Source organism: Thermosynechococcus sp. Uc (assembly GCF_029335995.1).
Taxonomy (GTDB): Bacteria; Cyanobacteriota; Cyanobacteriia; order Thermosynechococcales; family Thermosynechococcaceae; genus Thermosynechococcus.
Window position 1 is genome coordinate 1 of the sequence record NZ_JARJMS020000013.1, and the last position, 19,045, is coordinate 19,045.

Below are 19,045 nucleotides of genomic sequence, written 5' to 3' on the forward strand. Positions count from 1 at the left end.
GGGGCGTACCATTTCAACACTAATTTGACCTGTAATGTTGGGCACTGGCGGGGCAAGTTTTGTTACGCGTACCGCTGCCCGCTGCACTTGGGGCGGGGCAAGGCACAGGTTCATAATCGCTGCCGCAAGAGTCTCGAGTAACTGAAAGCGCTGTTGCCGCATGAGCTGCTCAATTGCCTGCAACAGGGGACGATAGTCAAGGGTGTCTTCAAGGCGATCGCTGGCCGCCGCCTGTGCCATATCAAACCAAAGCTTAATGTCAATCTCAAAACACTGGCCAAGAATTTGTTCCTCCGGGAGGGCGCCCGTATAGCTGTAGTAGCGAATTCCCGAGAGGTGGAGACAGTCAATTGATGATTCGCTCAAGGGTATCGATCCATAACAACACAGGAAAAAATTCTGCTGGGCTTACTGATTTTTGTGCCCCTTGCCCTCCTTAACTTTATCGTCAAAATGCCACCAATGGTGAGCTTTATCCTCAGTGGCCTCGCCATTATTCCCCTTGCGGCTTGGATTTCCAATTCCGCGCTTTAATCCCTTTGAACTGTTGGCCGTTGTGCTGCGGTTGCCATCACCAACTTCCTGAGCAGTGATGGGCGTACGAATTGGCTAGAGGGTGTGCTGCTGATGATCACCTATCGCCTTCTTTATTTACCCATAGCAAAGATGCGGATGGCGAGACTCGAACTCGCAAGGCAAAGCCACACGCCCCTCAAACGTGCGCGTATACCAATTCCGCCACATCCGCTTAGCTCAATGATTATAGCGCAGATTGCTGAATTTTTGAAAGTGGTAATCTGGCCTCCCAGTGGCAAAAAATTGAGCAGTGCCGCCGCGCATCCTATGAATGAACGCGAAGCGTCATATTCCCAGAAGCAGGCTACAGCCTTCGTCTGGGAATCGCTAGTTAGCAGCGGACGGGGTATTTTTTCCAGCCAAGGACGGCACTATTGCCCACTAGACAAGAACTCTGGGCGTCTGGGGACAAAGGTACAACTGCGCACCGCAGGGGCTTTGAACCTGCAAGTCTTAGCATCACCCGATTTGTAAATGTAGGGAACAGGCCAAAAGTTGGCCTGAACCATTTCAACCCGAAACCCACAGGCAGAAATGACTTGGGGTGCTGCAAAGGCAAACGTTCTTGGCAGTAGGCGAGAGCGCCGCCTTCCTCTCTGGTAACAGGATTCAGAAACTACGATTTAATTGCGAAGCAATAAATCGCTAGTTGCGTTTACAGTAGAAACTGCTCCTCTCTAAAATTGCTTTCTCGCTGATCTTAGGAGAACTGCTATGAATGTAGCCGCCTATCTGATTGGTACTGTTGCCCACAGTAGTGGCCTTCCCGTTAAGACCATTCGCTACTACGAGGAATTGGGACTGTTGAAGACCGTTGGCAGAACCAGTGGTGGTTACCGCCTTTTTGCTGAGGATGTCTTTGCACGCCTTAGTTTTATTAAACGTGCCCAGTCCCTTGGTCTTACCCTGAGCGACATCAAAGCCTTTCTTGAGGTGTACGATCGCGGTGAGATTCCCTGTGACCATATCAAGGAAAAGCTAGAGGAAAAATTGGCCGCCATTGAGGCACAAATTCAGCAGTTACACATCCTTAAACAGGAATTGCAAGGCCTCCTATCGGGCTGGCGATCGCCCAGTTACCCCTCAGGGGGAACCATCTGTCCCATTCTGCAACCCGTCCACCATGCCTAACTATTCATTCATGTTTTTGTAGGTAGCCACTGCCGATGGGGAAATCTGGTTGAGATAACGGAAAATCCAATACTTAAACACCGTATCCAACATCACCGGAAACGTGGCAATAAACATATTGATGAAATCCTCATTGCGAGGAAATCCAAAGTGCTCTAGGGCATTATTGACAAGCACCTCCCAACCGTGGGGGGAGTGGAATCCCACAAACACATCGGTAAATAAGATAATGATAAAGGCTTTAGCACTATCGCTAAGGCCATAGACCACCTCATCCAAAAAAGCTTTGACAATTGCCAGTTGTCGTTGACCCGTAAAGATCAGCGTCAAAAAGACAGCAAATCCCAGTGTATCGGAGAGGATATTTTTCAGCGGTTCAATCAGTTCCTTTTGATATTCTGTGGATAGCTCAATCGCCTTTTCGCGGATGCGAGCTTGAATTTCCTCTGAAGAAACCGGCACATTACTCACCAGACTTTCAAAGCGAATTTTGTTTTCAAAGCGAGCCAGTTCATCCAGAATATTGTCCTCCAGTTGAGAGTTAATGATCCGTTCAATCTGACCCACAGCCTTAAAGTGGTTTACCAGAGGACTAACAATCAGTGCTTTGGAAATTTGCTGCGTCAGCAGGGGCAAAATCACTAGCAGCAGCATGAAGCGAACGGCAAGACGGGTGCGCAGTTTAGAGGTGCGAAAATCACGAACAACTTCAGCTTCAGTGGCTTCATCAGAGTTTAGCTCACGACGAAAGCGATCGGCAGTGCGCAAAATAGAGCGAGGAATAAAGCTGCTACTGTCAAGTTTAGAAGCAGTGGTGAGATCATCACTAATATATTCCGATAAATACAGAGAACTTTCTTCAATTTTGTCTAGGGCTGCCGCCTGCTGGCGTTGTTGAGGGTCTTGACGACTGAGACTAGGACGGGCAAGGGCATTGAGTTCCTTTTCTCGCTGCCGTTTATAACGGTTGAGGGTGGCGTCAATGACGCGCAGCTTTTCATAGACGCTGGGTTCCTCAGGGGGGCTGGTCACTGAATAGGTTTCCACAGCATTATTAACACTGCTAGCTGGAGGAGTTGGCAGACGCTGGGGGGGCGCAAGGGGCAGAATTTGCCGACTGGCGCGGAACTCTGTCATTCGCATGCGAATAGTTTTCAGCAGTCGTTTTAGCTCTACCTCAAAATAACTGGAGACTTCTCCCACGGGCAAATTGAGGGGGCTAATGGGTTGACCGTCAAAGTGTTCTATTTCAATTTCCCGAATTTTTAGTGCAGCTTCGTAGGCTTCCTGGAGGGCACGGTTAGGGGTTGTGAGATACCACCATTTTGCATGTTTGATCCAGTCTCTGAGGCGCACAAAGGGATTGCTGGACATTGCTGTTGTTCTCAACGGCTACCGCAAAAGAAATAAATCGATAGGATAGATAAAATCGTAGCAAATTCACTTTTGGAGCCAGGTTGCCAGTGTTGCAGTGGATCAGTGGCGGTAGTCGCAGTGGTAAAACCTATGCATTGATTCAACATTTTGGCCAGTGGATTAAGAAAGCTCAAGGCACGCCCGCTGCGTTGACCCTAGGGCAGAAATCGCTCCTCTTTTTGACGGATACAGTCGAGGGTCGCTGGGTCATTCAGAAGGAAATTGAACAGCAATTGGGCAGTGGCCATACGCCTTACATTGCCACACTCTTGGGGTTTATGCAGGATGAAGTGGAACTTTTTTGGCCGCTGCTAGTGCAGGCAAAGGTTGTGGCTCCTCGTCTCCCTTTGCATCTTAAGCCGGAAACAGAATTGCTGTGGGCACAGCGGCTTTGGCGGCCTTGGCTAGAGAAAAACACCTTTGCCCCCCTCAGTGAGAACCACAATCGCGCCACACGGCACCTCCTCGATATCTTTCAATTGGCTGCGTTTGCCCGTCTTAGCCTTAATGACCTGCCCCAGTTGATGAATGAGCATCAGCTTGACATTCCTTCGGCAACGGTGGGAGCGATCGCGAGCGCCCTAGACCAATGGCAAGCTTGGTGTACTGGACACAGCCTGCTCACCTACGGCATCACCACCGCCCTATTTGGCCATGTTCTGCTGAACCATCCCCAATACCAAGCCTCCTTAAAACAGCGGTTTCAGTGTCTTTTTGCTGACAATACCCACAACTATCCAGCGGTTATGGCAGATCTGCTGGAACTTTGCCACCAACAGACGATTGCAATTACCCTGACTCATCAGCCCATTGGTGCCGTACGTGTTGGCCTCGGTGCCGATCCCGATGCCTTTCTCAACCTGAAACAACAGGCTAGGGTGATTGATCTGCCCGCCTGCGGAAACACAATTTTTGGCACAGCCGATCTCCGGCTTTCAATTCAGGAACTGCTCACAACTCCCCAACCCTCACTGCCGAGCACAATTGAGGCCATTCAAACCACCTCGCGGATGCAGCTATTACAGGAGGTTGTTGAGACAATTGCCAAATCTATTCACCGGGGAATTATACAGCCAACAGAAATTGCCATCCTTGCCCCTGGTTTAGACAGCATTGCCCGCTATGTCCTCAGCACTGAGCTAAAAAAACGCGGCATTCCCCTCGTCATCTGGAATGAACAACGGCCACTGATTCAATCTCCCTTCGTGCGTGCCTTGCTAACCCTCTTAAGTTTTGTCTATCCGGACATTGGGATTGGCCTAGAGGCAACTACCGTTGCGGAAATGCTGACGATTTTTCAGCCGCGTGACATTGATCCGGTGCGCGCCGGCCTATTGGCTAACTACTGCTTTCAACCCGATCCCAGACAACCTAAACTGCTGCCGGCCACCTGCTATAGTCATTGGGATCGCTTTGGCTATCGCGCCACCGAGGCCTATAGCCAGTTCTGTAATTGGTTAGGCGGTCTTAGTGCCCAACACGTCCCTACCGATGTGCTCGATGCAGCTATTCAACGCTACATTTGGCCCCAAAATCTAACGGCCAGTGAATTGGCACCTTTGCGATCGCTCCTTGAGGGCATAGTTACCTACTGGCAAGTTTATGACCACTTAGCGGAACACCGAGCCACGCCAATCGCTGAGCGACTGCGGGAATGGATCTCCCTACTGCGGCAGGGCACTGTGACAGCCGATCCGACCCCACTCCTGTGGCAACCTCAAGGGGTCTTACTGGCAACAACATTTCAATATCGCAGTGCCCAACTGGCTCATCGCTGGCATTTCTGGCTGGATGCGGGGAGTCCACGTTGGCAGGATGGTGGCTTGCAATGTCTCTGGCAGGCACCCATCTTTTTGCGTCGGGGGACGGCAAGTCCCAGTGCGCGGCTGTGGCAATTGGAGTCAGAACGTCTGGAGCATTTACTGGTGGATTTGTGCTCACGGGTGAGCGATCGCCTGTACCTTTGCCACAGTGACTTAGCGGCCAATGGCAGGGAACAGGAAGGCCCCTTTAGTCCTTGGGTGGATTTGGCGGTGGGGGATCGCCCGCAGGCCGTCACCAATGGCACTATGATAAATAACGCCGTTTGCTCGACCCCCTAGGGAGAATCGTCGCTTGTCACCGCACTTTTCACTGACTACCCCCCTCTACTACGTCAATGCCCTTCCCCACATTGGCAGTGCCTACACCACCATTGCTGCCGATGTACTGGCTCGCTTTTACCGTTTGCAGGGTTACCAAGTGCGGTTCATTACTGGCACCGATGAGCATGGTCAGAAAATTGAACGCACTGCTCAACAGCGGGGGGTGAGTCCCCAAGCCCACTGCGACGAGATTGCCGCTGGGTTTCAATCCCTCTGGCAACAACTCAAGATCCAGTACGATGTCTTTAGCCGCACCACCAGTCCGCGTCATCAAGCCATTGTCAACGAGTTTTTTCAGCGGCTGTGGGACAACGGCGACATCTACCTAGGGCAGCAGCAGGGGTGGTACTGTGTTGAGTGCGAGGAATTCAAAGACGAGCGGGAGTTACTGGAGGGCAAGCGCTGCCCAATCCATGTGAATCGGACAGTGGAATGGCGAGATGAGCGCAATTATTTCTTCCGCCTCTCGAAGTACCAGCAGGCTCTGTTAGATTACTACGCAACCCACCCTAACTTTGTCCAGCCCCCCAGCCGCCGCAATGAAGTACTGAGTTTTATTGAGCGGGGGCTTCAGGACTTCTCCATTTCGCGGGTGAATTTGGCTTGGGGCTTTGCTGTGCCGACGGATCCAGAGCAGACCCTCTATGTCTGGTTTGATGCCCTCTTGGGCTATGTCACGGCGCTTTTAGAACCCGATGAAGAACCAACCTTGGCCAATGCCCTCAAGAGGTGGTGGCCGATTAATCTACACATTATCGGTAAGGATATTCTGCGCTTCCATGCGATTTCTTGGCCAGCCATGTTAATGTCGGCGGGCTTGCCCCTACCGGAGCAGATCTTTGTCCATGGCTTTCTGACCAAGGATGGCCAGAAAATGGGCAAAAGTCTGGGGAACACCCTTGATCCCTTTGCTTTGGTGGCGCAGTATGGTGCTGATGCGGTGCGCTATTACTTTATGAAAGAGGTGGAGTTTGGCCGCGATGGGGATTTTAGTGAGACCCGCTTTGTCAATATTCTCAATGCCGATCTGGCCAATGATTTGGGGAATTTGCTCAATCGCACCCTGAAAATGGCGTGGAAATACACAGGGGGGCACGTGCCCAACGTTCAAGGAACTGCCATTCCTCAAGAGCAGCCGCTGCGGCAACTGGCAGAGCACCTTAGCCAAATCTATGCCCAAAGCTATCGGCACTTGGCCTTCCATGAGGTATGCCAACAGGCTCTGACCTTGGCGCGGGCAGGCAATAAATTCCTCGATGAGGAGGCACCGTGGAAACGCTACAAGGCGGGAGAAACCGAAGCCGTTGCCGAAATTCTTTACTCGGTACTGGAGTCAGTGCGCCTTGTGGCCTATGTGTTGGCGCCGATTATCCCCCAGCTGAGTGAGGCAATCTATCGGCAGTTGGGCTATACTGTTCAATTTAACACAGCCGTTGTTGCCCCAGACCTTTTGAGCGATCGCCAGGCTCAGTGGGGAGTTCTCCCTGCCCTGCAGCCTTTGGCCAATCCAGAGCCAATTTTCCAAAAACTTCCCCTCCCCCCCACCGTCACCGATTCTCCTTGAAGCGCGATACGCTAGAAGTATGACTTTATATTCCGATAACACACTTTTTTTGAGATGATTTCTACATGGTTACACCTTCATCTTCAGTCATTTACACCCCAGAACAGGTGTTACAAAATCGCGGGCGCGTTGCCATCTTTATTGATGGATCCAACCTATTCTATGCAGCACTCCAACTGGGTATTGAAATTGACTATTCAAAACTCCTCTGCCACTTGACCCAAGGCTCTCGTCTTTTTCGCTCCTTCTTTTACACTGGTGTTGACCCCACGAATGAAAAACAGCAGGGGTTTTTGCTGTGGATGCGCCGCAACGGCTACCGCGTTGTCTCCAAGGAACTCGTCCAACTGCCTGATGGTTCTAAAAAAGCGAACCTTGATGTGGAGATTGCTGTGGATATGATGGCGCTAGTGGGCTGCTATGACACCGCCATCTTGGTCAGTGGGGATGGAGATTTGGCCTATGCAGTGGATGCTGTCAGTTATCGCGGGGCACGGGTCGAAGTGGTGAGCTTGCGATCAATGACCAGTGACAGCTTGATTAACGTTGCGGATCGCTACATTGATCTCGAAAGCATCCGTGAAGAAATCCAAAAAGCGCCCCGCTCTACTTACACCTACCGCCCTGTTACTGGTAGCTTAACACCACCCCCCATTGTCACCCCTCACTGGGAGCAAGAGACCTCTGAAAGCAAGGGGGTCACTGCTGCAGATGATTCAGCAAAGACTGTAGAGAATCTAGATAACAATGCATCTGCCTAGAACTGCCCTCCTCCTTTGCCTGTTGCTGGTCTTGACAGGTTGTGGTTGGGGGGATCAATGGGTAAGTGAGGAGCCATCACCAGAACCAGAAGTCACAGGTGAGGTAAAGCTGCAAAATTTAACCCTGCGGCAAACCAATGCCAAGGGGGAACTCCTCTGGTTACTGCAAGCGGCGGGAGCACGCTATCGCGATGACGATCGCCGGCAGTTACAGATCCAAAACCTTACCGGTGAGCTAAAAGCAGAGGGTAAGCCCGCCTATAAGGTGCAAGCCAAGGCGGTGAATGTACGCCAGCGGGAGGGTCAACTTTGGATCGAAGGCCGCACCACGGTCACCGATTTGCGGCAAAAGGGCACCATTGTTGCTGATCAATTTGTTTGGCAGGGGGAGCGCGGGGTACTCATTGCCCAGAAAAACCTGCAGGCCCGCTATCCCCAAGTCAGTGTTACCGCCAAGCGCCTCGAAGCCGATAGCCAACGCCAAGAACTGCGGGCGCTCAAGGCTGTGCAGGTTACATCGGTGGCCAAAGCAGCCAAGGATCTGCGCCTCAAGACTGAGAGTTTGGTGTGGCAGCAGCTGCTCAATCGGTTGTTGGTCGGAGGCATTGGTCAAGGGGGGGTTACGGTCATCGGTGTTGGGGGCGATCGCCAAGGGCAACAGCTCCAGGCACAAAGGGCAATCTGGTCAATCAGCGATCAAGTGGTCACCCTTGAAGGGGGAGTCCAGGTGCAACTTCCCAACCCTGCCCTGCGGGTTGAGGGAGAAATGGTGCGCTGGCTGATTCCGCAGCAGCAATTGGTCAGCGATCGCCCACTGCGGGTACAGTACCCCAGCCAAGGGATTCAAGGACAGGCCAATCGCGCTGTCTTCCTGATTGCTGAAAGCCGCGCCATTTTTGACAATGCCCAGATCAACAGTCAACCCCAACAGGCGCAACTGCGTGCCCAGCGACTCACTTGGTGGATTCCCCAAGAACGGGTGGCAGCCAGCGGTCAAGTGGAAATTCAGCGCCCCAATGCCCACCTGCGCACGGCTCAACTGATCTGGCGGATTCCCCAACAGGAAGTTGAAGCTCAAGGGGGCGTCTTTTACCGCCAGAACAACCCCCGTCTTCAGGTTCAGGGACAACGGGCAAAAGGGTGGCTAGATCGCCAGGAGGTGATTGTCAGTGGCAATGTTCAAAGTGAAGTGCCCGTACAACTGCGCCTCCCCTAGGGCTAGTGCTGTACGTTGTAAATTCTCGACCTGGGGGGTGAGATTCTCCTCACCCCTCAGTGTCAGCAGGTAATTGCTACGGCTGAGAAGGCGGGGTTTGCAGATGTGCAAATTCCTATGGGGATGGTAGATCAGTCGGTGCGGGGAGTGGGCGACTGCGCTTTGATCCCCAGGACACCATAGGACAGATTCTGCTCCAAGCGACGCAAAGGATGCAAACCCTTCTTTACCAGCACTATGGCATTCGCTTTTCTAAGATTGAGTTCACGGCGGAGAAACCCATTTGATCTTTGATCTCAGCCCCCGTACGGGAGATGTGGTGGCCTTCGCCGCCGATTACACTCATTCCCATAACCAGTGGTGAAGGAAACTGAATATGCCTTTGCCATTTGGTTATTCTATGGATAACGAATCCTTGACATAACAACGATAATGGAAACCCTGCACTTCAAAACCTCACCGCTGATTTCTGGAACACTGATAGCTCTCTATGGGGCGCTCACCCTTCCTCTACCCTTTTTGGCAGTGCAGACGGCTGCCCCTGTTTCACCCTGGTTCCTATGGGGGGCGATCGCCTGTGGGGGTCTTTTGCTCTGGGGTGCACTGAGTCAACGGGTGGAACTGGATGCTGAAGGAATCCGCCTCACCTATCCCCGTTGGGTTCCGCCTTTTCTGCGGCAGCAGTGGCAACTCACTTGGTCGGAGATTCAAGGGCTTCAGCCCCGCAGCACCAGTCAAGGGGGCTTGGTGTATTACCTTGTAACTTCTGGAGATCAAAGATACCTTCTCCCCATGCGGGTTGCAGGCTTCGCCCGAATGATGCGCGCCATTGAAGCCCACACGGGATTACCCACCGACATGGTTAAGCCCCTTGCTCAGCCTTGGATGTACGCTATTTTGGCCGTTTTGACGCTGCTACTAGGCACCGTAGATCTATGGATTCTCATGACTGTGGGATAATGGGGACGTATTTGTGTGCTGAGCGATGACCATGAGTGCGAATCGATTTGTGCGGTATCTGCGTCGAGGCGTCGTGTGTTTGCTTTTGAGCATACTGTGCTGGTCAAGTATCGCAACGCCGCCGGCGATCGCAACCATTCAAGTGCGGCTTTTTGACCTGAGTTACCATGAATGCCCACCAGAAATTGGCGAGGGCTCAGTCACCTCGGGGGGGACAACCCTCAAGGCCAACTGCTACCTGATTACCGGTAAAGCAGAGAATAAATCTGGCAAAACGGTAGTGGATGCAGATGTCTTTGGCCGTATCTACGATGCCAATGGCAATCCAGTATTGCAAAATCGCACACGGGTCGGCACGATTGATGTCATCCCACCGGGGATTAGCGATTTTGAGATTCGCATTAGTGTGCCCTACAACCAACCAACGCCTTTACAGCTAGAGCAATTTAAGGCCTCTGGCTTTACGGCAAAAGTACGGGGTTAAGAACAAACTAAATACAGCCTCCGACTCCGCCTGATGAGCAAAAATTGTGATACTGTAAAACGCTTGATGCCTCCTTATTTCCTAGGAACACTATAGAATGTCGTGCCTAAGGCAAAGGAATCGTTGGCAGTGGTTCCCTGTCCTTGTTGTAAAGACAAAGTGTTGTCGTTGATGGACGGGTTTATCTGTAGAGGTTTGGGTTCAGGTGCGCATTCCCCTCGATTATTACCAAGTGCTGGGTGTGCCAATTCAGGCAACGCCGGAGCAAATTGAACAGGCATTTCAAGATCGGTTGTTGCAACTCCCCACCCATCAGCACTCTCCTGCCACTGTTGCTACCCGTCGTGAACTAATAGAGCAAGCCTATGCGGTTTTGCGAGAACCAGAGCAGCGCCATGCCTACGATCGCCACTGCCGTGTCATTGATTCCGATGATTTGATTGCCCAGTTGGAGGCCGATGCCACAGCTCCCCAGCTTGAAATTAGTGATCAGCAATTCTCAGGAGCGCTCCTACTCCTCTATGAACTGGGCAACTACTCTGAAGTGGTCAAACTAGGAGAACAGTTTCTTCAAAGAGGCACCTTTGATCTCAACCGTCCTTACACGCCCTCGGCCATCGTTGCCGACATTACCCTGACAGTTGCCTTAGCCTATCTGGAATTGGGACGCCAAGAATGGCAGCGGCAGTCCTACGAAGCAGCTGCCTCTCATCTAGAAGCCGGTTTAGGAGTGCTACAGCGGGCAACACTCTTTCCTGAACTTCAAGAGCAGTTTCAGACGGAACTCAATCGGCTGCGTCCCTATCGCATTCTTGAGCTACTGGCACTGCCTTTATCCGATAGTGTCAATCGGCAGCGGGGCATTCTATTACTGCGGCAGATGCTCAGCGATCGCGGGGGTATTGAAGGGCGCCATGAGGATCACTCTGGCCTAGGGGTTGAGGATTTTCTCAAATTTATTTTGCAACTGCGCAGCCATCTCACTGTGGCAGAGCAACAGGAACTTTTTGAACGGGAATCACGGCGTCCCTCAGCAGTGGCGACCTACCTTGCAGTCCATGCACTGGTGGCGCGGGGGATGCAGGAACTTCAACCTAGCTATATTCGCCGTGCTAAGGATTTACTAGAGCGGCTGCTGCCCAATCAAGACATCTACCTTGAACTGGCCAGTTGTTTACTCCTACTGGGACAACCTGCTGAGGCATTGGCAGCGCTGGATAAATCCCAAGATCAGCAGAGTTTAGCCTTTATCCGCAGCCATGCCAACGACGCCGGCGATCTGCTGCCGGGACTCTACTACCACACAGAGCAATGGCTACGGGAGGAAATTTACCCTGCCTTTCGGGACTTAGGGGAAACACCCGTGGCCTTGGAGGCCTACTTTGGCGATCCCAATATCCAAACCTACTTAGAAGCGCTGGGTGACGAATCTCTTGCTGCTGAGCCACCTAGCACCGGCACTGCTATGTGTTCCGACGTGATGACACCAGCGGTGACTGTGCCATCTCCCGTTTCCTTCACAGCACAACCATTGCCTTGGCAGTATCACACCGAGCTGGGTCAAGGGTTTTCTGCATCGGCCTCTACCTCTTCTTCAGTCACTCAGACAGTGGCACCCCAACCCCGCTCCCATAAACGGCGCAGGGTTCCAAGGAGTCATCGCAAAAAACATCAGATGTGGTTTTGGGCAGGTGCAGCGGTTGTGCTTGTGGGATTAGGAGCCTTGGCAAAAGTCTATTGGCCAACCCCCACTGCTGAAGCTCCCGCCTCTCCACCGCCACCGCTAAGACCCACGCCTACACCTGTGGCAACACCTACACCACCACCAACGACATTAGCGACAACGTTAACGCCGGAGATGGCTCGCGATCGCCTGCGTACTTGGCAGCAAATTAAAGCCCAAGCCCTTGGGACAGCGTTTGAAATGGACAAGCTGGCAACGATTTTGGCGGAGCCAGAGCTGAGCCGTTGGCGATCGCGGGTACAGGGATTAAAGGCCGAGGACAGCCATTGGGTGTACACCCTGAAGAACCTAGAAGTGAAGGCAGTACGTCCCCAAGGGAGCGATCGGGTAGAGGTGTTGGCGGAAGTGAAGGAAGAGGCTCATTTTTATGAACAGGGGCAACTGCGCAATGACATTTCCTATAGGGATCCCTACCGTGTCCTTTACACCTTAATCCGTCGTGGGGATCAATGGCTAATTCAACGCATGCAGGTGGTTAATTAAGGGGCATTTCTGGGCGGCCACCAAACTTGAGATTTAACAGGGACAAAGATAGAATAAACAGGAATAACACTAGTCCCATCGTGCAGGCATAGTTAATTTCTAGACGCTGAAAGGCGTTTTCGTAAATATAGTACACAATAGTTTTGGAACTATTGAGAGGACCGCCTTGGGTCATTACATAGACCTCTTCAAAGACCTTAGTGGCAGAGATTGCCGAGATAATGCTCACTAAGAAAATATAGGGGCGCATCAAGGGTAATGTAATATCCCAATGTTGTTGCCATCCCTCGCTGCCATCCAGTGCGGCTGCTTCGTAGAGTTCACTGCTAACGCCCTGCAGTCCCGCCAAATAGATCACCATATAGTAGCCTAAGCCTTTCCAGACGGTGACGGCCATCACACTAAAGAGGGCTAATCGGGGACTTGTCAGCCACGGAATCGGGGTATCCCGCAGATGCAGACCCTGCACCAGTTGGTTCAACAGACCATTGGGGGCATACAGCCAGCGCCAAGCAATCCCCGCCACCACCATGGAGATAATCACAGGACTGTAATAAGCAGCGCGAAACCAGTGAATTCCCCGCAGGGGTTGATTGACCAGAATTGCCAAAAGCAGAGGGGCGATCGCCAGAATCGGCACCACCACTACTAAATAGAGAAAAGTATTGCCCAAAGTTTTCCAGAAGACACCATCGCGCCACAATTGGGCAAAATTAACCCATCCCACCCATAGGGGCGGGCTCAGTAGATCGGTTTCATAGCGGCTGAAACTCAGGAAAAAGGCCTGTAGCGCTGGCCAAAAGACCGTCAGTGTCAGCAACCCTAAAGCAGGGGCAAGAAAGAGGTAGGGGGTGAGCGATCGCCCTTTCATTGGCTGCGGGGGTGTTGTTGACGATAGGCACGCATTTGCGCCACAAACTCGCCAAAGAGATAATCAGCATCATGGGGGCCTGGACTGGCTTCAGGGTGATACTGCACTGAAAAAATCGGCAATGTTTGGTGCTTCAGACCGGCAACGGTTTTGTCATTGAGGTTAAAGTGGGTAATCTCAACGGGAGTTTGGGCAAGGGATTCTGCGGTGATGGCAAAGCCGTGGTTTTGGCTGGTAATTTCTACTTCCCGCGTCAGGCCAACGGGTTGATTCAACCCTCGGTGACCAAACTTGAGCTTAAAAGTCTCCGCCCCTAGGGAGAGTCCAAACAACTGATGCCCCAGACAAATGCCAAACATCGGACGCTGAGCGGCCAGTAATTTGCGCACCGTTTCAATACCCTCCTGCACCGCCGCAGGATCACCGGGGCCATTGGAGAGGAAAATGCCGTCGGGATCATAGCTGAGAATCGTTTCCGCTGGCGTATCCGCTGGCACGACAATCACACGGCAGCCATAGCTGGCCAAGCGACGAAGAATGTTGCGCTTCACGCCAAAGTCAATGGCCACAACCGTCAAAGGTGGCTCTTCCGTAGCTGTTTGGGAACGAAATTCCCAAGCGGGCGGCGTGGGTTCTCTCCATTCGTAGGGGGTGCGAGTAGTCACCACCTTGGCTAGATTTTGTCCCTGCATACTGGGGGCGGCAAGGACTTTTTGCAGCAGTTCAACAGGATCAAGAATTTCGGTGGAAATGCCGCCATTCATGGCACCAGCAGTGCGAATTTTGCGGGTAAGAGCACGGGTGTCAATTCCATAAATCGCAGGAATACGATGGGCTTTGAGGTAGTCGGGCAATGATTGTTGCGATCGCCAGTTACTGGGAACATCACAGATATTGCGAGCGACAGCACCGCGCACTTGGGGGCGATCGGATTCATCATCTTCGGGGGTGGTTCCCGTATTGCCCAACTCAGGGTAAGTGAATGTCACAATTTGACCACAATAGCTCGGGTCAGTGAGCACCTCTTGATAACCCGTCATGCCCGTATTAAAGACTACTTCGCCAATGGCTGTCCCCGGTGCTCCAAAGGAAAAGCCGCGAAAGACTGAACCATCGGCGAGAACCAGCAAGGCGGGTGTAGGCATTTCAATATCTCCAACGGCGGAAGCCCAATAGTTTATTCTGCATGATAAAGCCAACCGTTAAGTGCACAGAACGTATCTCATGTTTTGATGTCATTAGCGGCAGCGACTCACTTGCTCTGTCAAGTAATCTGCGGCTGTGGCCACCAGCGGAATAATCCGGGCATAGGGCATCCGCGTCGGTCCTAAAATACCGACACTGCCCACAGGGGAGTTGCCATAGCAATAGCAGGAATAGACCAATGTACAGGACTGCATCGGTGCTAGGGCATTTTCACTGCCAATGCGGATTTGCACTTGCGAGGGGGCTTGGCTATCGGCACTAATCAAGGGAGCTAGTTGATCCTGTTGGTCTTCAAGAAGATGCAGCAGCATTTGCACCTGCTCCACTTGGGAAAATTCGGGCTGCTGGAGGACATCGGCAAGGCCACTGATGACAAAGGAGGTTCCCTGGTGGCTGTAACGATCGCTCAACTGCTGCAGTAGGGTCTGAAGCTGCTGGCTGTAGGTTTGAAACTCCAAATCCAGTTTTTGCCAGTCAATGGCACTCAGTTCCACCAGCGATCGCCCCTGTAACTGGTGATTGAGGAAGTTTGTCAGTACCTGTAGGGTGCGCTCCCGGAGCTCAGGGTCTTCTTCCCCTTGATCCAATTGAATCAGTGCCGACTGGGTTTCGTAGGTGTCAAGAACAAGGATGACCATCACCTGCTGCGGCTCCAAAGACACCAGTTGAATGACCCGAATCTGCCGCTCCAAGCGATTGGGGAGTGTAATTAGCGTAATGTAACCACTAAGATCCGACAACAACTGTGCCGCTTGGCGCAAAATGACCTCAAGGCGTTGCTGTCCCGAAATAAGCCGCTCACTCAAGAGGCTTTCGGCTTTGCGAGCCACATCGGGAATGGGTTGAACCAATTCATTTACATAAACGCGGTAGCCAGAATCTGAGGGTACCCGTCCGGCGGAAGTGTGGGGCTGGTAAAGCAGGCCGCTTTTTTCGAGGAGCAGCATGGTATTGCGCACCGTAGCTGGGCTAACGTTGAGGTTGTACTCAGTGGCGATCGCCTTTGAGCCGACAGGTTCTGCGGTGGCAATGTCAGGGTTTATTGTGGCGCCTAGAAGTTGCTTTTGGCGATCGCTGAGTTCAATCGTCATCACCCCTGACACCTGAGATTTCTTATTGATGTTGTTTATTTATTAGTAGTTTAATTTTAATTTATCTATCTATAAACTAGCGTTCCCATCTCAGCAATTGAGGCTGACCTAAGGTCAGCGCCAGCTGCAAGAGATTACTGGGGGCAATTGTGCCTGCGGTGCCTCAATTTGCGCTCGTTCTCCCACCAGTTTATGGCGGCGCAACTGAGCCGTTTCCGCATCTAAAAGGCCTGAGCCTTCTAGTTCTGAGAGTTGTTGCAGTTGCCTGTCAATGGCTTCAATTTATTCCAAAGGGAGAGCAGTTGATCTCTGCTAACGGGGCGATCGCTGACATAGCCTTGGGCTAAGGCAATCACGGTTATACCCGCTGCCACTAGTACCGTCACTGGGGACGGATGCTCTCCACGTCGAGTACCCAGTGGTCAATCTCCTGCCAGTGAAGATCAACGTACTCGTAGGCAATAATGACCAGACACTGCGCAGCCACGATCATTAGGTCATTGCCGGTACCGGTGTTGGATGAGGGTTGGGCATTGCCTCTGGCGGTAACCCATAAATTGAGTTATAAAGGGCATTGTAGGCCAGTGCTGATTTTGTCCAGCTAAAGTCCTCACGCATACCCCGCTGCTGAAGGGTGTGCCACTCCCGTTTGTAGCGATAGCCTTCCCAAGCCCGCACCAGACAGGTATAGAAGTCAAGGGGTTCATAGCGATCAAAACAGTAGCCCGTTCCTGTCTGTTTCTCTGGGTCGTGGTGAGAAACTGTATCCACAAGACCACCCGTGCGACGCACAATCGGCACACAGCCATAGCGAAGAGCAATCATTTGGGCAATGCCACATGGCTCAAACCGACTCGGCATAGTGAAGGCATCGGCACCCCCATAAATCCGCCGTGACAGCACATCACTGTAGAGTAACTGGACACTACAGCGTCCCGGAAACCGTGAGGCAATTTGCCACATCTGGGTTTCATAGTAGCGATCGCCTGTCCCCAATAGGACAAACTGGCTATCGGTGTAAGCCAAAAAGCGATCCAGTACCTGAATCAGTAGATCTAGACCCTTTTGCTCCACCAAGCGGGTAACCATCCCCACCAAGAAAGCAGCGGAGTTCACCTCTAGTCCCAGTTCCTCTTGCAGGGCAATTTTGTTAGCCTTGCGTCGCTCTAGCGTATCCACAGTGTAGTTTTGAGCAAGGGCGCGATCGGTACTGGGATCAAAAACCTCCGTATCAATGCCATTGAGAATCCCCGAGAGCTTGCCACTAATAAACGACAACAGCCCCTCCAATTTCTCACCATATTCAGGAGTTTTGATTTGTTCGGCGTAGGTGGGTGAAACAGTATTGACGCGATCGGCATATTGCACTGCCGCCGCCATTGTGTTGTGCCCCTGCATGTACCACGGACACCAAGTGATTTGCTCTAGACGCCACCGCCAAGGCCCTTGATAGGCCAAGTTGTGAATTGTGAACACAGTGGTAATGTCAGGGTCCTGATGCATCCACACCGGGATCATCCCCGTGTGCCAATCGTGGCAATGGATAATCTGGGGCTTCCAGTAGTTCCAAGCAAATTCTGCTGCCCCATTGGCAAAGAAAGTGAACCGCCAGTCCTCATCCTCACCGTAATAGATGCGGCGGGGACTAAAGCAGGGATGGCCAAAAAGGTAAAGGGGAACGTCCGACCCCGGCAACACGGTTTCATAGACATGAAACGTCTGAAACATGGCATGGCCAATCCAGATGGGATCTTTAGGAATCTCCACCTTATCTGGCAAAAAGCCATAGTAGGGCATAAAGATACGCACATCATGCCCCATGCGGCGTAATACCTTGGGCAGGGAGCCAACCACATCTCCCATCCCCCCCACTTTTGCAAGCGGTGCCGCCTCAGCAGCAACAAATAGAATTCGCATGATTCTCCTGAGCCTGTCTTTTGGCTAACTCTAGGGCAACGCAATTGCCGTTAACCTACCACAAGTGCGGGACAATTTGGCGTACGATGGCTCTTAATAGGTCTTTATAGGTCTTTGGAATTACAGCTTCTATGACAGAGTCTCCCCTTGTGCAACGGGTCAAGGAAGTGCATGCGCAGGCGCGTCTGTTGGCCACCCTGAATGCCTCTGCCCGCAATGAAGCTCTAGAACAGGTGGCCTGTGCCCTTGAGGACGCCAGGGAGGAGATTTTGGCAGCCAATGCGGCTGATTGTGAGCAGGCCAAGGCCAATAACCTCAACCCTTCCCTCTATGCGCGCTTAGAACTCAGTTCCAGTAAATTGGCAGCAGCGATCGCCGGGGTTCGTCAAGTGGCAGCCCTCCCCGATCCCCTTGGGCAGCGCCAACTCCATCGCGAATTGGATGCGGGGTTAATTTTGAGTCGTGTCACTTGCCCCCTAGGGGTACTGGGGGTGATCTTTGAGGCGCGCCCCGATGCAGTGGTGCAGATTGCTTCTTTGGCCATCAAGTCGGGAAATGGTGCCATTCTCAAGGGGGGACAGGAGGCTCGTTGCTCCTGCCAAGCAATTGTGCACGCTATTCACAGGGGGCTAGAGAAATCGGCGGTGCCCGCAGGGGCGATCGCCCTCCTCACCGATCGCGCTGAAGTGGTTGAACTGTTGGCTCTCGATCAATGGGTTGATCTCATCATTCCCCGCGGCACTAACGAGTTTGTGCGCTATATCCAAAACAACACGCGCATTCCCGTGCTCGGTCATGCCGATGGCCTGTGTCACCTCTATGTGGATAGGGCTGCCGATATTGAGAAGGCGATCGCCATCACCCTCGACGCCAAAACCCAGTACCCCGCCGCTTGTAATGCCATTGAGACTCTACTGGTGCACCAAGGAATTGCCAAAGAGTTTCTCCCCAAAGTAGCAGCGGTTCTCGAAAATGCCGGTGTTGAACTGCGGGGAGACGCCCTTGCCCGCGAATGGGTGTCTATGACCCCTGCCACCGATGCCGACTGGGCCACGGAATATTGTGATCTCATCCTTTCTGTTAGGGTGGTTCCCAGTCTCGAAGCCGCATTGGAGCACATTGCCACCTATGGATCGGGACACACGGAAGCTATTGTGACCGAGGATGCCGCCGCCGCCGCCCGTTTTCTCCAAGAAGTGGATGCCGCTGGCGTCTTTCACAACTGCTCCACCCGCTTTGCCGATGGATTCCGCTATGGCTTTGGCGCAGAAGTTGGCATTAGCACCCACAAGTTGCCACCGCGAGGGCCGGTGGGGCTAGAGGGACTAGTGACCTACAAATATCAACTGGTGGGGAATGGCCACATTGTTGCAACCTATAGCGGGGCCAATGCCAAACCCTTTACCCATCGTGATCTAGGATGCCAATGAATTTAAGGGATTATTAAGCAGCAAACAAAGCCAATTTTTCTGTTTCAGAAT

The 19,045-nt window shown here is 52.4% G+C and carries 16 protein-coding genes and 1 tRNA gene; 9 read left to right on the forward strand and 8 right to left on the reverse strand.

Annotated elements, in window-relative coordinates; genetic code table 11:
- Together folB and P3X23_RS01515 are read right to left on the reverse strand one after the other, a co-directional pair.
- Nucleotides 1-366: dihydroneopterin aldolase (gene folB / locus P3X23_RS01510; RefSeq protein WP_300872453.1), on the reverse strand; the 366-nt coding region annotated here is incomplete at its 3' end.
- 301 nt (nt 367-667) lie between these two features.
- Nucleotides 668-748, reverse strand: a tRNA-Leu gene (locus P3X23_RS01515).
- Between the two features lie 542 nt (nt 749-1,290).
- Between P3X23_RS01515 and P3X23_RS01520 the strand changes: the two genes are divergently transcribed.
- Nucleotides 1,291-1,707 (forward strand): heavy metal-responsive transcriptional regulator, encoded by a 417-nt coding sequence (locus tag P3X23_RS01520; RefSeq protein ID WP_300872455.1) that lies wholly within the window; start codon nt 1,291-1,293, stop codon nt 1,705-1,707.
- Here P3X23_RS01520 and pxcA read toward each other — a convergent pair whose 3' ends face one another.
- Nucleotides 1,708-3,081: a proton extrusion protein PcxA gene (gene pxcA, locus P3X23_RS01525; RefSeq protein WP_300872458.1), complete on the reverse strand. Its 1,374-nt coding sequence runs from the start codon at nt 3,079-3,081 to the stop codon at nt 1,708-1,710.
- A gap of 89 nt (nt 3,082-3,170) precedes the next feature.
- On the opposite strand from pxcA, the gene P3X23_RS01530 reads away from it, so the two are divergent.
- The 7 genes from P3X23_RS01530 to P3X23_RS01560 all read left to right on the forward strand — a co-directional run bounded on the left by P3X23_RS01530 (nt 3,171) and on the right by P3X23_RS01560 (nt 12,479).
- Nucleotides 3,171-5,225, forward strand: coding sequence for a hypothetical protein (locus P3X23_RS01530; RefSeq protein ID WP_300872461.1), 2,055 nt, complete (start codon nt 3,171-3,173; stop codon nt 5,223-5,225).
- Nucleotides 5,226-5,238: 13 nt separating this feature from the next.
- A complete protein-coding gene (gene metG / locus P3X23_RS01535) occupies nt 5,239-6,831 on the forward strand; it encodes a methionine--tRNA ligase (RefSeq protein ID WP_300872463.1) in 1,593 nt (530 codons plus the stop codon).
- A gap of 65 nt (nt 6,832-6,896) precedes the next feature.
- Nucleotides 6,897-7,592: an NYN domain-containing protein gene (locus tag P3X23_RS01540; RefSeq protein WP_300872466.1), complete on the forward strand. Its 696-nt coding sequence runs from the start codon at nt 6,897-6,899 to the stop codon at nt 7,590-7,592.
- Complete coding sequence (lptC, locus tag P3X23_RS01545) at nt 7,579-8,808, forward strand: LPS export ABC transporter periplasmic protein LptC (RefSeq protein WP_300872468.1); 1,230 nt, start codon at nt 7,579-7,581, stop codon at nt 8,806-8,808. Before P3X23_RS01540 ends, lptC begins: the two co-directional genes overlap by 14 nt.
- A gap of 432 nt (nt 8,809-9,240) precedes the next feature.
- On the forward strand, nt 9,241-9,768 hold the full coding sequence (locus P3X23_RS01550) for a hypothetical protein (protein WP_300872470.1): 528 nt from the start codon (nt 9,241-9,243) through the stop codon (nt 9,766-9,768).
- Nucleotides 9,769-9,793: 25 nt separating this feature from the next.
- Entirely contained in the window at nt 9,794-10,252 is a 459-nt protein-coding gene (locus P3X23_RS01555) for a hypothetical protein (protein ID WP_300872472.1), read from the forward strand.
- Nucleotides 10,253-10,457: 205 nt separating this feature from the next.
- Nucleotides 10,458-12,479, forward strand: a complete 2,022-nt coding sequence (locus tag P3X23_RS01560) for an IMS domain-containing protein (RefSeq protein WP_300872475.1) — start codon at nt 10,458-10,460, stop codon at nt 12,477-12,479.
- Here P3X23_RS01560 and P3X23_RS01565 read toward each other — a convergent pair.
- From P3X23_RS01565 to glgA, 5 genes are all read right to left on the reverse strand, one after another.
- Nucleotides 12,472-13,350, reverse strand: coding sequence for a carbohydrate ABC transporter permease (locus tag P3X23_RS01565; RefSeq protein ID WP_300872478.1), 879 nt, complete (start codon nt 13,348-13,350; stop codon nt 12,472-12,474). The genes P3X23_RS01560 and P3X23_RS01565 overlap by 8 nt on opposite strands.
- Nucleotides 13,347-14,495: a glutamine-hydrolyzing carbamoyl-phosphate synthase small subunit gene (gene carA, locus P3X23_RS01570; protein WP_300872479.1), complete on the reverse strand. Its 1,149-nt coding sequence runs from the start codon at nt 14,493-14,495 to the stop codon at nt 13,347-13,349. Before carA ends, P3X23_RS01565 begins: the two co-directional genes overlap by 4 nt.
- Nucleotides 14,496-14,588: 93 nt before the next feature.
- Nucleotides 14,589-15,647 carry a heat-inducible transcriptional repressor HrcA gene (hrcA, locus tag P3X23_RS01575; protein ID WP_300872481.1) on the reverse strand — a complete coding sequence of 353 codons (1,059 nt, stop codon included), beginning with the start codon at nt 15,645-15,647 and terminating at the stop codon, nt 14,589-14,591.
- 239 nt (nt 15,648-15,886) lie between these two features.
- Nucleotides 15,887-16,033: a hypothetical protein gene (locus tag P3X23_RS01580; protein WP_300872482.1), complete on the reverse strand. Its 147-nt coding sequence runs from the start codon at nt 16,031-16,033 to the stop codon at nt 15,887-15,889.
- A 106-nt stretch (nt 16,034-16,139) separates the two neighbouring features.
- Nucleotides 16,140-17,564 (reverse strand): glycogen synthase GlgA, encoded by a 1,425-nt coding sequence (gene glgA, locus P3X23_RS01585; RefSeq protein ID WP_300872483.1) that lies wholly within the window; start codon nt 17,562-17,564, stop codon nt 16,140-16,142.
- Between the two features lie 131 nt (nt 17,565-17,695).
- Between glgA and P3X23_RS01590 the strand changes: the two genes are divergently transcribed.
- Nucleotides 17,696-18,994: a glutamate-5-semialdehyde dehydrogenase gene (locus P3X23_RS01590; protein ID WP_300872484.1), complete on the forward strand. Its 1,299-nt coding sequence runs from the start codon at nt 17,696-17,698 to the stop codon at nt 18,992-18,994.
- Nucleotides 18,995-19,045: the final 51 nt, after the last annotated feature.

Excerpts from the sequence above, each read along its gene's own strand:
- P3X23_RS01520 (WP_300872455.1), top strand. The coding sequence starts at position 1,291 with ATGAATGTAGCCGCCTATCTGATTGGTACTGTTGCCCACAGTAGTGGC.
- pxcA (WP_300872458.1), bottom strand. The coding sequence starts at position 3,081 with ATGTCCAGCAATCCCTTTGTGCGCCTCAGAGACTGGATCAAACATGCA.
- P3X23_RS01540 (WP_300872466.1), top strand. The coding sequence starts at position 6,897 with ATGGTTACACCTTCATCTTCAGTCATTTACACCCCAGAACAGGTGTTA.
- lptC (WP_300872468.1), top strand. The coding sequence starts at position 7,579 with ATGCATCTGCCTAGAACTGCCCTCCTCCTTTGCCTGTTGCTGGTCTTG.
- P3X23_RS01550 (WP_300872470.1), top strand. The coding sequence starts at position 9,241 with ATGGAAACCCTGCACTTCAAAACCTCACCGCTGATTTCTGGAACACTG.
- P3X23_RS01555 (WP_300872472.1), top strand. The coding sequence starts at position 9,794 with ATGACCATGAGTGCGAATCGATTTGTGCGGTATCTGCGTCGAGGCGTC.
- P3X23_RS01565 (WP_300872478.1), bottom strand. The coding sequence starts at position 13,350 with ATGAAAGGGCGATCGCTCACCCCCTACCTCTTTCTTGCCCCTGCTTTA.
- carA (WP_300872479.1), bottom strand. The coding sequence starts at position 14,495 with ATGCCTACACCCGCCTTGCTGGTTCTCGCCGATGGTTCAGTCTTTCGC.
- hrcA (WP_300872481.1), bottom strand. The coding sequence starts at position 15,647 with ATGACGATTGAACTCAGCGATCGCCAAAAGCAACTTCTAGGCGCCACA.
- glgA (WP_300872483.1), bottom strand. The coding sequence starts at position 17,564 with ATGCGAATTCTATTTGTTGCTGCTGAGGCGGCACCGCTTGCAAAAGTG.
- P3X23_RS01590 (WP_300872484.1), top strand. The coding sequence starts at position 17,696 with ATGACAGAGTCTCCCCTTGTGCAACGGGTCAAGGAAGTGCATGCGCAG.